We start from the raw sequence: 13,580 nt of genomic DNA on the forward strand, positions 1-13,580 counted from the left end.
CAGCATTGCAATCCTATCGTCCGGAAAACGGAAGCTATTGTTGATAGCGGTTATAGTGCTTCATTTTTTCCGGAAGTTCAAGCTTGGCACCGCTTGGAATTAAGCGCTTATCCATAATCTTGAACTCGATGCGACGGTTTTTCTGACGACCGGCCGCGGTGGCATTGGAGGCCACAGGACTGGCCTCGCCTTGGCCGTCAATGAGAATCACATTTTCCGGGTAATTAAAGCTCTTCACCAAATAGTGTTTGGTCGAGTTGGCTCGGTTCCAGGATAATTTGATGTTGCTGGCCGCGCTGCCCTGGCTGTCGGTGTAACCGGTAATCAAAACGATTTCATTGCTGTCCAGCGCGCGCAAACGGCTGATGTCCTTGTCGAGAATCGGTTTCTGGTCGGCACGGATTTCATAAGAGCCGGTGTTGAACACGATGTTAGTGACTACCAGTGTTTCCGGTTTACAGCCGTATTTGTTGACGATGCCGCCGGGTGGTGAATTCGGGCACTGATCCTCCTGGTCAATGACGCCGTCACCGTCGGCATCGTTGTTCAGCTTGCAGCCGACCTTGTCAACTTTCGTGCCCAAAGGGGTTCCCGGGCATTGGTCTTGGCTGTCCAGCACTTTATCTTTATCGGCATCCCCCTCACAACCAAGGAAGTTGACCTTAACGCCTTTCGGTGTATTTGGACATTGGTCCGTGCGGTCATAAATGCCGTCACCGTCGGAATCGAGTTCGCATCCCAGTTCATTGACCTTATAACCGAATTCGGTATTCGGGCATTGGTCGAGTTGGTCCGGCACACCGTCTTGATCCAGGTCTTTGTAATAAGTTTTAACTTGTTTGGAAGCGTCTTCATCCTGTTGGATTGTGGTGATGGCATGTGGCGGTTCGTCGGATTGAGTTGTCTCTTTTGCATGAACATGAGAGGCCCAGAGTGTCGAGGTCAACGCTAGATAGAACGCGGTGGAAATGTGGAGTTTCATGGTGTTGTGCAACCTTTTAATAAATTTTTTATTTTTTCGTATTTTTCAGGATTCTATCTTAAAGCCTGCGTAAAAAAAAGGGTAAAAGAAATTCAAAAAAGCTTAGGTTGTTACAAGTCAATTTTGGGTTAAAGGGCGGCATTTAAGGCCGCATTTAGAGCGCTGTCCGATAACGTTAACGGGTTGCCCAGCATGCTGCCCGAACGGCAATTATCTAAAATAGGCCCAAGGTTGGCCGTGTTCAGGCCATAGTGGCTCAAGCCGTTTGGAATATAGGTGCCTGCCAGTTGTTGTAAGTGGTCGACTAAATCTTGTAATTGTTCGGCTTGATGGGGTGCTTTGGAGCCGAACAAGATAGCAATGTCGGCATATTTGGCCAGTGTTGGTTTGGCATGCGGTTCGTTTGATTGCTGCAAGGCATCGATATTGGCTCGGGTGATGGGGGCGAGTAACAGGGCGCAGACGGCGCCGTGCGGTGCTTCGAAGAAAGCGCCGGTCGGTCCGGCCAGGCCGTGCACGGCACCGAGTCCGGCATTTGCCAAGGTGAGGCCGGACAAGCTGGCGGCCAACATCAGGTTTCCGTAAGCAGTTTGGCGTTCGGCTTCGGAACCTTTTTCGAGGGCTTCGAAAGCACCTTTGAATAAGGTCATGCCCTGCCAGGCCAATGCATCGGTAATGGGATTGGCTTTCAGCGTGGTGTAGGATTCCAGTAGCTGCGTGAAAGCGTCCAGCCCGGTGGTGTAGAGGACGTTTTTTGGGCAGGTTTCCAAAAAGCTTGGATCCAGCCAAACGTCTTGGGCGAGTAGTTTTTCACTGCGAAAGGATTTTTTGAATTCGCCCAGTCGTGACAAAACCGCATTTTTGGTGGTTTCGCTGCCGGTGCCAGCGGTGGTAGGCATGGCGATGAACGGTAAGGTATCGCCTTCCAAAGCCAGGCCTTTACCCACGCCTTCCAGATAATCTATCACCGAAGTGCGGCTGGGAATGAGTCCAGCCACTGCCTTGGCGGCGTCGAGCACGCTGCCGCCGCCCACTCCCAATACCGCTTGCGCGTTGCTCGGGCAGGCCTGGACGATTTCGTCCACCAGCTCCGGAGAGGGTTCGCCGGAGACGGTGAAGGCCGATACGCGGATGTTTTCGGCCTGCAATTGTTGAATCAGGTCATCCGCATATTCGCCAGGCCTGGCCAAAAATCGCCCGGAGATCAACACCACTGATTGGAAGCCCTGTTCGGCGATGGCGGCGGCGAATTGGTCGCGCAGGCTCCAGCCAAAACGAATTTTCGGTAGGTTGGCGATTTGAAAGTCGGCGATCATGGTGTTGTCCTGTTTATCCGGGGTTTAGCATGGCTTTAAGGTTGTCCAAATGGGCGTTGCCGGTGATTTTCTGCTCTTCGGGCGATAATTCCACACCGGGCTTGCCTTCCCACTGTAACAGTTCCGGTGGTAGTTCTTCCAGAAAGCGGCTCGGTTCGCACTTGGTTTGTTCGCCGTATTTTTTGCGCTTCTTGGCGTAGGTCATGGTTAGGCTACGTTTCGCTCGGGTGATGCCGACGTAGGCCAGGCGACGTTCTTCTTCCAAACCGGGCGATTCCAGGTTCTGTTTGTGGGGCAGCAACTCTTCTTCCATGCCGATGAGAAAGACGTGTGGAAACTCCAGCCCCTTGGAAGCGTGCAGGGTCATTAAGGTGACCATATTGGGTTCGGTGTCTTCCTCGTTGCGCTCCATCATGTCCATCAAGGTCATGTGGGCGACGATTTTTTCCAGCTTGAGTTCGTCGCCGTCTTCTTCCAGCGCCTTGTCGATGATACGTTCAATCCACAGCAGCAGGTCGCGAACGTTTTCGATGCGCTTTTCGGCGGCGCGCGGCGTATTGCTGGTTTCGTGCAGCCAGTTGTCGTATTCCAGTTTTTCGATCAATTGGCGCACAAAAGAAGTCACTTCCTTGCCTTGCAACGAATCGGCTTCCTGCGCCCAAGACAATAGCAAATTGCCAAAATGTTGCACCCGTTGCAAAGCTTTGTCGCTCAAGACGGTGCTGAGCCCGAGTTCCTGAGTGGCGTCAAATAGGCTGACGTCGCGCTTGGTGGCGTAACCGGCGAGCTTTTCCAAGGTGGAAGCGCCGATTTCACGGCGTGGCGTATTGACGATGCGCAGGAAGGCGGCATCGTCATCCGGATTGACGATGAGTTTCAGGTAACTCATGACATCCTTGATTTCCGCCTTGTCGAAAAAGGATTGTCCGCCGGAGAGTTTATAGGGAATGTTCTGTTCCCGCAGGGCGCGTTCAAACAGGCGTGATTGGAAATTGCCGCGATAAAGGATGGCGTAATCCTTGAATTGGGTTTTGTGCTTGAATTTGTGCACGATGATTTCGGAAATAACCCTTTCCGCTTCATGGTTTTCATCGTTGCAGGCCAGCACGCGCAGCATGTCACCCATGCCCATTTCCGACCACAGCGATTTTTCGAACACGTGCGGGTTATTGGCAATCAAGGCGTTGGCGGCTTGCAGAATGCGGTTGCTGGAGCGGTAATTTTGTTCCAGTTTGATGACTTCCAGACTGGGAAAGTCTTCTTTCAATAACACCAGGTTTTCCGGCTGGGCGCCGCGCCAAGCGTAGATGGATTGGTCGTCGTCGCCCACCACCGTGAATTTGGCGCGCACGCCAACTAACTGTTTCACCAGTTCGTATTGCGCGGCGTTGGTGTCCTGATACTCGTCCACCAGCAAGTAACGTACGCGGTTTTGCCATTTGTCGAGAATGTGCGGGTTGTCATTGAACAACCGTACCGGCAGCCCGATCAAGTCATCGAAATCCACCGAGTTATAGGCATGCAATTGCTTTTGGTAATAGTCGTAGAGAATGGCGCGCGCTTGTTGCAGGTTGTCTTCCGCCAACTCCAGTGCCTGTTGCGGGTTGATGTGGGCGTTTTTCCAATTGGAAATGTCCCATTGCACGCCATCCAGTTCTTCCTCGGTGAGCTGTTGTTTTTTCATCAGCTCTTTGAGAATTTGCTTGGTGTCGGTGGCGTCCATGATCGAAAAATTCGATTTGTACCCCAGCGCTTTGTATTCCTGGCGAATGATGTTTAAGCCGAGGTTATGGAAGGTCGATACGTTCAAGCCTTTGCTCGGGTCGTTTTTCAACAGTTTGCTGACCCGCTCCTTCATCTCTTTGGCCGCCTTGTTGGTAAAGGTGAGCGCGTAGATGTGGTGTGGCTGAACATCGTGCTTGCGAATCAAGTGCGCGATTTTCTCGGTGATGACGCGTGTTTTGCCGGAACCGGCCCCAGCCAAAACCAACGCTGGAGTCTCCACGTGCATGACGCCTTTTAATTGTCTGTCGTTCAATCCAAACATCGGGGAAAATCGATTCTCGTGCCGTAAAAAAGATACAATATGATACCAGAATGCCGCCGCGTGCTCGGGTGAGAAATGCGCTCGGCGCGGATAATTTTATGCAAAGCGTTTCCGAAAGTCATCGCCGTGGCGAGCGCTGAAATCGGGACAAAGATGGATAACCGGAATGAGTAGCATCGAACAGCTCAAGCAAGACATTGTTTTTGAAACGGAATTGAAAGGCAAGCCCCTGACGTTTCACACCACTTGGGGCATTTTCAGCCCGCGGGAAATTGATGCCGGGACCTTGTTGCTTTTAAAGCACCTCGATTTGCAACCGCAGGAAACCGCGTTGGACATCGGTTGCGGTTACGGCCCGATTGGATTGGCCATTGCCGCTAATGCCAGCGGTGAGGTGCATATGGTGGACAAGGATTTTGTCGCCGTGGACTACGCGAATCAAAACGCGAAGCGTAATGGTTTAACGCACGCCAAGGCTTATTTGTCGAACGGCTTGAGCGCCGTGCCGAAGGACTTGCAGTTCACCACGGTGGTGTCGAATATTCCGGCTAAAGTCGGTAAGGAAATGCTCAGCATTCTGTTGCACGACGTGCATCGGCAACTGGCGCCGGGCGGCCAATTTGTGGTGGTGACCATCAACGGCTTGCGACAATACATGAAGCGCAATTTCATGGAGGTGTTCGGCAATTACGACAAGGTCAAGCAAGGTAAGGATTACACCATTTCGCGTTGCGTGAAATCGTCCTAATTCATTAATACCACCGGCGCTCTGCTAATATCCCTTGGTTTGATGGCTTTATTTTTAATGCATTACCGATACAATCAACAGCAGACTTAACGAAAATAGGTTTTACCATGAAAAAAATTACTCTTTGGTTGTCGATGATGACCTTTACCTTTTTTGCCACCATGCAGACCGCGGAAGCTAAGCGCTTCGGTGGTGGTAGCAGTTTTGGGTATTCCAAGAAAGTGGCGCCGAAGCAATACAATTCCACGTCCAAACCGGCGTCTAACCCCTCGGCGGCCAATACGACGACGGCTGCGGGGGCGAAAACGTCCGGCGCTTCGCGCTTTTTAGGGCCGTTGGCCGGCATTGCAGCGGGTGGCTTGTTAGCGGCCATGTTGTTCGGTGACGGCTTCGAGGGGATTCAGTTATTGGATATTTTGCTGATTGCGTTCCTGGCCTTTATTTTGTTTAGCCTGTTTCGCCGCCGTGCCGGCGCGCATCAAACCGCTTATTCCGGTCACCGCGGACAAGAACCGTCGTCTTATGACGCAACTTCGTCGCCCTACCAAACCCGTGAAGCCGCCACTATGGATTATTCGTCGCACACCCATCAAACCGGTGAAAGCATCATCGGTTCCGGGCTGTCGGATGATGCCGAGCCGGTGCAGGTGAAGCCGGACTGGTTCGACGAAGCGCGTTTTATCGAAGACGCCCGGTCGCATTTCGTTGCAGTGCAAAAGGCTTGGGATGCCTTGGACGCCAAAGAATTGCAGGATTACTGCACGCCGGAACTCTATAACGCCCTGAAGGTGGAAATGGCGCAGTTGCAAGTGGGCACAAACCATACCGAAGTGGATGAGTTGAATGCCGATATCGCCGATTTGGCGATTGATGGCGATTACTTCATCGTCAGCGTACGCTTCAGCGGCTTTATCAAAGAAGAGGCCGACGGCTTTGCCCATGCCTTCAATGAAATCTGGCACATTCGCCGTCTGGCGGAAGGGCGTGGGCCTTGGCAAATCGCTGGGATTCAACAGAACGATCTTTAAATGCCGTAGCGTAACCCCTTGAAAAATTAATGGGTTTGCCAAAAATGGCGCCATTGAGTATAGTGGCACGGAATCTTATTGAGGAGGAAAATAAGGTGTCGGGATGGAATCTTGTAAAACGCCCAGGCCTGGTGGTAATCGGGTTATTGGTGCTGCTATTGAGCGCTTGCTCCAAGCCGCCGGTGGAACTGACTTCGGTGAAGATCGTCGATAATCTGGATCGCGGTTCAGGCAACTTCGACCGCATGTTGCAGATTTGTTTTACCGAACCGTTACGCGCCGATTATTATCACCATGCGGTGCTGATTTCCAATCAGGGGTTCAAAATTGAGGGTGGCAGTATGTTGCGCCCTTTGGCGTCCGATCCGGATAATAAGTGCCAATTGCGCAACCTCTATAATTACGTCGGAAAGGATTCGCCGCCGGGCGTGCGTGAGATGATTAAAGAATTCATGGTGCCGGGCAATGTGAATCAGGTGTTAATCCAGATTTATGATGAAAAACCGACCGGTAACGAGTTGCCGATTGAAGAAAAATTATTCCGAAATATTTAATGGCCTCCCGTTTGGAAGCCTAGCTTGTAAAACCGCCAGGCCTGGCGGTTTTTTGTTTTTGAGAGAACCCAATGCCCAATTCAACTGACCCTGCCGAGTTTTACCCTTCCGACCTGTCTGCACTGGCTTATGCCTATGGCCAACCGGAGGCGACGGCTTTTTTGAAAGCCGACCCGGCCGATTTCGTGGTGGAAGAACAACTGGCTTATACTTTGAGTGGCGAAGGCGAGCATCTCTGGGTGTGGGTGGAAAAAACCGGTCAGAACACGGATTGGGTGGCGAAGCAGTTGGCGAAATGGGCCGGTATTGCGCCGAAAAACATCGGTGTGGCCGGGAAGAAAGACCGCCAAGCCGTGACCTATCAATGGATGAGTTTGCATCTGCCGGGGCAAGCCGACCCGGCGCTTGACGCCTTGTCGGTTCCCGGCGTGCGCATTTTGAAACAGCAGCGCCATCACCGTAAACTGCAAACCGGCGGCCTGTCGGGTAATCGTTTTACGCTGACACTGCGACAGGTGGCGGGCGATAAAGCGGCGTTGGAGGCACGTTTGCAACGCATTCGTGAGCAGGGCGTGCCGAATTATTTTGGTGAACAACGCTTTGGCAATGGGTTTCAGAACCTGCCAAAAGCGACGCAATTGTTTCAAGGGCAATTGAAAGCTCCGAAGCGTCATCAAAAAAGCCTTTACATCTCGGCGGCGCGCTCTTGGATCTTCAATGAAATTCTTAGCCAACGAATTGAGCAACAATCCTGGAATCAAGCCATGCCGGGCGACGTGTTTCAGTTACAAGGGTCGCAAAAATGGTTTGCCGATGATGGCGATCCGGCCTTGGCAGGGCGCGTTGAGCAGTTAGATTTGCACCCCACCGGGGCTTTGACCGGGCGAGGTGTTTTGCCGACGCAAAGTGAAGCCTTTCAGCTGGAACAAACGGTGATTTCGCAACATCCGATTTGGCAGGCCGGTTTGGAAAAACTGGGGTTGAAGCAAGAGCGCCGTGCTTTGCGGGTGTGGCCCAAAGAATTGACTTGGCAATGGCCGGAGGCGGAAACGCTGGCGGTGTCGTTCGATTTGCCGGCCGGCAGTTACGCCACCATAGTGGTTCGGGAACTGGTCCAGCTGGCAAAATCGTCGGAATAAAAGACTCATAAACGATTTCACCAGGCCTGGTGAAAATCACTGAATGGCGGCTGAATGAGTGCGGGCTTATTTTTTGTATAAGTCGTTTGGGTCGATGAGCGGATTGGTGAGTATTTCCGCTTTATCGTCGTGTACCTCGACGTAAAAACAGCTTTTGCGACCGGTGTGGCATGCCGGTCCGGTTTGATCGACCAACAGTAAAATGGCATCGCCGTCACAATCGAAACGCAGTTCTTTCAAGGTCTGAATCTGGCCGGACTCTTCGCCTTTGCGCCAGTAAGCCTGACGTGAACGCGACCAATAACAGACACGACCGGTTTTTAAGGTTTCCTGCAAGGACGCTTCGTTCATCCACGCCATCATCAACACGTCTTTGCTGTCGAACTGTTGGGCAATGGCCGGAATCAAGCCGTCTTCATTGTATTTGACTTGGTTTTTAACGGCCTCCCAGTCGAACGTATCGCCTTGGTGTGCGTTCTCTAATTGCTTAAAAGTGGGCGCATTACTGGGGGTTGTGTTCGGTGCTTTGGTGGAGTCCATGACGAGTCCTTATTAGCGCTTACGTTTCGCCGCGGCAAAGGCCTGGGCGAACGGGTTGTTGGAAATTTCTTCTTTGACCGGTTCCGGTTTTTTCACTTTTACTTGTGATTTACGACCCCGCAACAGCATGGCCTGGAAAAGTTCGGCGGTGGCTTGGGCGTCGGCCAAGGCATCGTGCGCGTCACCCGGAAAGGGTTTCCCCATGATTTTTTCATAAGCGTCGGTCAGTTTCGGGGTTTTGTAGAACCAGTACATTTTTTCCGACTGCCAACGCAGGGCGCCGACCAAATCTTTGGACAATTCCGCGACGTCCAGCCAATCGTTGTAGTCCAGCTCAAATGTCAGCATTTTCTTTTCCGCGCTTTTTTGCAGATACGCAAAGTCGGATTCGGTGCTGTAAGCCAGAACCGTGTCGGCTTCCGCCAGGGCGGTATGAATCTGTTCCCAGGCTTCGGTCAGATAAGGCGCGTCCTGAACCATTTCGGTACAGATGTTGTGCTTATCGTTTTCCGGAATGTCGTAACCCGGGTTAATCAGTTGGTTCATCACTTCGTTGCCGTCCAAATCACAGATGGACACCTGAATGATGTCGGCGTTGTCTTTGGTGCAAATGTCGGTGGCTTCGATGTCGATGCACACTACCTTGCGGCCTTTGATGGCTTGATCGTGTTCTTTTAGCTTGAACAAGGCATCGTTACGACGTTCTTGAATCAGGTTAATGACTTCGGAGCGGGTGAATTCATTAATGAGATCCGTCAATTTGGTGCGCAGTTTCTTGACCGATTTGCTCAACGCCTTGCGCACTTCTTCATCGTCGCTGGCTTTTTCAATCAGCTGTTTGACGGTGAAGGTCTCATTGCCCACCACCATTTGGTCAAGAATGACGTCGACGATTTTGGCGGTGTCGAATTGGTGATCTTCCAAAGGCGGAATGCGCAAAGTCGCGCTGATCAGGGCTTTTTCTCCTTTAGCAGGAGAGGCGATGACTTGAATGCCTTTGATGTCGAGTCCGTCGGAAGCCGCGACGGCGACAATGTATTCTTTAATCGGCTGATTGCGTTTATCGATGAAGATCAGTTGGGCGTTGCTCATAATGTGAAAGTAGGCGTTTTTTAAAAAATGACCGTCATTTTATCAGGTTGTGGCTCGGGGTGGATGAAAAGTGGTTGGCTTTACCGGATTTTGCTTGAAAACAAAGTGTGACGTAAATTCATGTTTTTTTGGTGCGATTTGAAACTTTTTGGTGATTTTGATGAAAGATGGCGGGCATTTAGCAAATGGGTTTGATTGGGATAAATGGAATTAATTACTTGAAAGTAAAATATTTATTGTATGTTGGTGTTGTTTTCTCTTAGGGTGTATCTATAGAGCCTCTTTTTAAAGGCGTTCTTTTTTGGGGCAAATGTTTGCAACCCAAAACATCCAAACAGGAGCGGTTATGACTCGTAGTTGGCAGGATATCCTGACAGGCACCATCGAAACGCGCCATTGGTTGCATCGCAACCCGGAGTTGACCTGGGAGGAAGAAAATACCGCTCGCTTCATTCGAGAACGTCTCTCGACCTTAAAGATTCCTTGGCGTGTTTGCGCCACCCACGGCACGGTCGCCACCTTGGCAAGTCAGGCGGATGGCCCGCACCGCGCTTTCCGTGCCGATATGGACGCTCTGCCCATTGAAGAGGCATCGGGCGTGGAATATGTTTCCTGTCAAACCGGCAAAATGCACGCCTGCGGCCACGACGGCCACACCGCGGCGCTCCTGGCGTGCGCGGAATGGTTCAAGCAACATGAAACGTCTTTGTCCGGCCCGATCTCGCTGGTGTTTCAACCGGCGGAAGAGGGCGGGCACGGCGCCAAAAAAATGATTGAAGACGGTGCCTTGGACGGGGTGGATGAAATTTTCGGCTGGCATAACTGGCCGGCCATCGAATTTGGCCAGGCCTGCTGTCCGGACGGCGCCGTGATGTCCGGTAACGGCACCTTTGAAATCCATTTGAAAGGCCGTGGCGGACACGCCTCGCAACCCGAAGCGGCACGAGACCCGGTACTCGCCGCCGCCGCCGTGACCTTGAATTTGCAACAAATTGTCAGCCGTCGCTTGCCGCCACAAGCCGATGCCGTGGTCAGCGTCACGTCCATTGACGCCATCAGTAACGTCACCGTGATTCCGGAAAAGGTCACTCTAGCGGGCAGTATCCGCTTGTCCAGCCCGCAATGGCGGCAACCGATTAATCAAGCGATTCGGGAAATCGCCGAGCAGACCGCCGCGAGCTACGGTGTTGTCGCCGACGTGACAACCCGACCACGCTATGAAGCCACCCTGAATCATACCGCGCAAGCCCGTGCGGTGCGTCAAGCGCTTGAAAGCGAATTGGGTACGGATTACCCAGCCCAAAACATACTGATGCCGCTCATGGCATCGGAAGACTTTAGCTATTACCTGAATGAAATTCCAGGGGCGTTTGCCTTGATTGGTATGGCCGAAGGGGCGGAAGACACGCGGCGTTTTAATCAGCCATGTCACAGCCCCAAATATGTGTTTAATGACCGTGTTTTGGAAACGGTCGTTAAAGTGTTCAGTCGTTTGGCGGGCGTTCCCGTCCCCGGTTAAGGCCGGAAGTGTTTTGAGGCCTTGTGCGGATCAGAAACATGGATTTGCGCAAAGACCTCTTGGTTATTGAAGGAGAGAAAGATGGATTGGTTTGAACGTTATGAATCGGATATTCGTGCCTATGCTCGCGCCTATCCCGCCGTGTTCGTCAAGGCGGAAAATGCTATCCAGACGGATGAAAACGGCAAGGGATACATTGATTTTTATGCCGGGGCGGGGGTACTGAATTTTGGACATAATCATCCGAAACTCAAAGCGGCCATTTTGAAGTACATCGAATCGGATGGCGTGTTGCACAGCTTGGACATGATGACCGCCGCCAAGCGGGAATTCATTCAAGGCTTTGTGGAAACCATTCTGCAACCGCGCGGTATGGATTACAAACTGCAGTTCATGGGGCCGACCGGCACCAATGCGGTGGAAGCAGCGCTCAAGCTGGCACGTAAAGTGACAGGGCGCAGCCAAGTGGTGGCTTTCACGCAGGGGTTCCACGGTATGACATTGGGCGCGCTGGCCTGCACGGCCAATGAAGTGTTCCGCAATGTCTCCGGCGTGTCTCTGGATAATGTGATGCACTGGCCGTTTGAAAACCATGAAGGGGGCGGGCTCGACAGTTTGGAAACGCTGGCCGCCATGTATCGCAATACTTCCAGCGGGTTGGATAAACCGGCGGCCTTTATCGTTGAACCGATTCAGGCGGAAGGCGGTGTCAATGTCGCCAGTGAAGAATGGCTGCAAGGCTTGCAGGCGCTGGCGAAAGAAACCGGCGCTTTATTGATCCTCGATGACATTCAAGCCGGCTGTGGCCGGACCGGGCAGTATTTCAGCTTCGAAGGCATGGGGTTGGAGCCGGACATTGTCACGCTTGCCAAGGGCATTGGCGGCTTGGGCACGCCGATGGCCATGAACCTGGTGAAGCCGGAGCATGATAAACACTGGAAGCCCGGTGAGCATACCGGCACCTTCCGTGGACAGAATTTGTCCTTTGTCGCCGGGCGTGAAGCCTTGCGCTTTTTTGAAGACGATGCGTTGATGTCGCAAACTCGGGAAAAGGGTGAGGTCATGCGTCGTGCGCTGGAATCGATTGCGGCGAAGTACACGCATTTCAGCGTGCGCGGCAAAGGTATGATGCAGGCGTTGGACGTTCAGAATGGGGCTTTGGCGAAAGCCATTGCGCAGGATTGTTTTGAGCACGGTATGTTATTCGGTCCCTGTGGTGTCGGGGGCCAGGTATTAAAAATGATTCCACCTTTGACCATTCCAACGGAGGAGCTGGACGCGGGACTGGACATCTTGACTCAGGCGGTTGACCGCCAAGTGGAGGCGATGCAATGAGAGAACGCGATGACATGACTTTTCCTTTTTCGGAGTACGAGCGCCGGATTCATGAATTGAGACAGCGGATGGAAAAACGCCTGCTGGATGCGGTGATTATTTCCGATCCTGAAAATCTGATGTATTTGACCGATTACCAAACCACCGGTTATTCCTTTTTCCAAGCGCTGGTGGTGCCGTTGGAATCGGAACCCTTTATGGTGACACGTAAATTGGAGGAATCCAACGTCATCGCACGGACTTGGGTGGAAATTACCCGACCCTATCCCGACACCGGCGATGCGATTCAGATGCTGATTTCGGCCTTGGTTGAATTCGGGTTGGCGGGCAAATCCATCGGTTACGAACGAAATTCCTATTTCTTCCCCGCCTATCATCAGGATACCTTTCACACCACCTTTACCAAAAGTCGCTTAATGGACTGTTTTGGTATTGTCGAGCAAGGACGGGTGTGCAAATCCAGTTATGAACTGGATGTGATGCGCAAAGCCGCCTTAGCCACTAAAGCCGGGATGCAAGCCGGAATTGAGGCCTGTGCGCCGGGTGTGACCGAAAACGAAATCGGCGCGGCCATCAGCCAAGGCATGTTTGCGGCGGGGGGGGAGATTCCGGCGGTCATGCCATACGTCACTTCCGGGCCGCGGACCATGATTGGTCATGCCTCCTGGGAAGGGCGCGAAGTTCAACCGGGCGAACACGTCTTTATGGAAGTGGCCGGTTCTTACCGACGCTATCACACGGCCATGATGCGCACCGTGATGTGCGGCGATTTGCCGGACAGCATGTATAAGGCGCAGGAAATTATGAAAACGGCCTTGTTGCACACCCGCAAAATGCTGCGGCCCGGTATGACGGTGTCGGATGTGGATAACATGATTCGAAATATTATTTCCGACAACGAGATCGGTGCCAAGTTGATTACCCGTTCCGGTTACTCCATCGGCATCGCTTTCCCGCCGAGTTGGGATGAAGGCTATATTCTCAGCCTGTTCCAGGGTGACAGTTCGGTGCTGGAGCCGGGCATGACGTTCCACGTCATTCCATGGATGTGGGGCATCGACGGCGATAAAACCTGCGGGATTTCCGATACCTTCTACATTACCGAAGACGGCTGCGGGTCTTTCTTTGACGACGTGCCGCAAGATTTCACCGTTAAACCGGACCAGGGCAAAGTGCAGGCCGCCAATGAAAAGATTCCGGCGCCGCCCGCACCCGTCGGCGGTAAGAAAGATAAAAAAGTCAAAAAACACAAAGCGTCCGGAGACAGCTAAGGAGAAGGA

Annotated in this window: 12 protein-coding genes; 7 read left to right on the plus strand and 5 right to left on the minus strand. The window is 52.4% G+C overall.

Annotated elements, in window-relative coordinates; translation table 11 throughout:
• Positions 1-34: 34 nt before the first annotated feature.
• From AC0KH7_RS00930 to rep, 3 genes are all read right to left on the minus strand, one after another.
• Entirely contained in the window at positions 35-982 is a 948-nt protein-coding gene (locus tag AC0KH7_RS00930; protein WP_472369878.1) for an OmpA family protein, read from the minus strand.
• Positions 983-1,110: 128 nt separating this feature from the next.
• The gene (locus AC0KH7_RS00935; RefSeq protein WP_472369880.1) at positions 1,111-2,298 is read right to left on the minus strand and encodes an iron-containing alcohol dehydrogenase; all 1,188 of its coding nucleotides are present in this window, start codon (positions 2,296-2,298) and stop codon (positions 1,111-1,113) included.
• Between the two features lie 13 nt (positions 2,299-2,311).
• Positions 2,312-4,345 (minus strand): DNA helicase Rep, encoded by a 2,034-nt coding sequence (rep, locus tag AC0KH7_RS00940; RefSeq protein ID WP_472369882.1) that lies wholly within the window; start codon positions 4,343-4,345, stop codon positions 2,312-2,314.
• 166 nt (positions 4,346-4,511) lie between these two features.
• Here rep and AC0KH7_RS00945 point away from each other — a divergent pair, with 166 nt between their 5' ends.
• The 4 genes from AC0KH7_RS00945 (at position 4,512) to truD (ending at position 7,814) form a co-directional block, all read left to right on the plus strand.
• Complete coding sequence (locus tag AC0KH7_RS00945; protein WP_472369883.1) at positions 4,512-5,093, plus strand: class I SAM-dependent methyltransferase; 582 nt, start codon at positions 4,512-4,514, stop codon at positions 5,091-5,093.
• Between the two features lie 107 nt (positions 5,094-5,200).
• Complete coding sequence (locus AC0KH7_RS00950) at positions 5,201-6,121, plus strand: Tim44 domain-containing protein (protein ID WP_472369885.1); 921 nt, start codon at positions 5,201-5,203, stop codon at positions 6,119-6,121.
• Between the two features lie 95 nt (positions 6,122-6,216).
• Positions 6,217-6,675 (plus strand): hypothetical protein, encoded by a 459-nt coding sequence (locus AC0KH7_RS00955; protein WP_472369887.1) that lies wholly within the window; start codon positions 6,217-6,219, stop codon positions 6,673-6,675.
• A 71-nt stretch (positions 6,676-6,746) separates the two neighbouring features.
• Positions 6,747-7,814: a tRNA pseudouridine(13) synthase TruD gene (gene truD, locus AC0KH7_RS00960; RefSeq protein WP_472369889.1), complete on the plus strand. Its 1,068-nt coding sequence runs from the start codon at positions 6,747-6,749 to the stop codon at positions 7,812-7,814.
• Between the two features lie 66 nt (positions 7,815-7,880).
• Here the strand turns inward: truD and hisI are convergent, their stop codons facing one another.
• Complete coding sequence (gene hisI, locus AC0KH7_RS00965) at positions 7,881-8,354, minus strand: phosphoribosyl-AMP cyclohydrolase (RefSeq protein WP_472369891.1); 474 nt, start codon at positions 8,352-8,354, stop codon at positions 7,881-7,883.
• Between the two features lie 12 nt (positions 8,355-8,366).
• The gene (locus AC0KH7_RS00970) at positions 8,367-9,446 is read right to left on the minus strand and encodes a 3'-5' exonuclease (protein ID WP_472369893.1); all 1,080 of its coding nucleotides are present in this window, start codon (positions 9,444-9,446) and stop codon (positions 8,367-8,369) included.
• Between the two features lie 346 nt (positions 9,447-9,792).
• On the opposite strand from AC0KH7_RS00970, the gene doeB2 reads away from it, so the two are divergent.
• The 3 genes from doeB2 (at position 9,793) to doeA (ending at position 13,571) form a co-directional block, all read left to right on the plus strand.
• Positions 9,793-10,965: a N(2)-acetyl-L-2,4-diaminobutanoate deacetylase DoeB2 gene (gene doeB2 / locus AC0KH7_RS00975; RefSeq protein ID WP_472369895.1), complete on the plus strand. Its 1,173-nt coding sequence runs from the start codon at positions 9,793-9,795 to the stop codon at positions 10,963-10,965.
• 81 nt (positions 10,966-11,046) lie between these two features.
• On the plus strand, positions 11,047-12,300 hold the full coding sequence (gene ectB, locus AC0KH7_RS00980; RefSeq protein WP_472369897.1) for a diaminobutyrate--2-oxoglutarate transaminase: 1,254 nt from the start codon (positions 11,047-11,049) through the stop codon (positions 12,298-12,300).
• Entirely contained in the window at positions 12,297-13,571 is a 1,275-nt protein-coding gene (gene doeA, locus AC0KH7_RS00985; protein ID WP_472369898.1) for an ectoine hydrolase, read from the plus strand. Before ectB ends, doeA begins: the two co-directional genes overlap by 4 nt.
• Positions 13,572-13,580 lie beyond the last annotated feature (9 nt).

The sequence above is a fragment of the Hydrogenovibrio sp. genome, assembly GCF_965140365.1.
Taxonomy (GTDB): Bacteria; Pseudomonadota; Gammaproteobacteria; order Thiomicrospirales; family Thiomicrospiraceae; genus Hydrogenovibrio.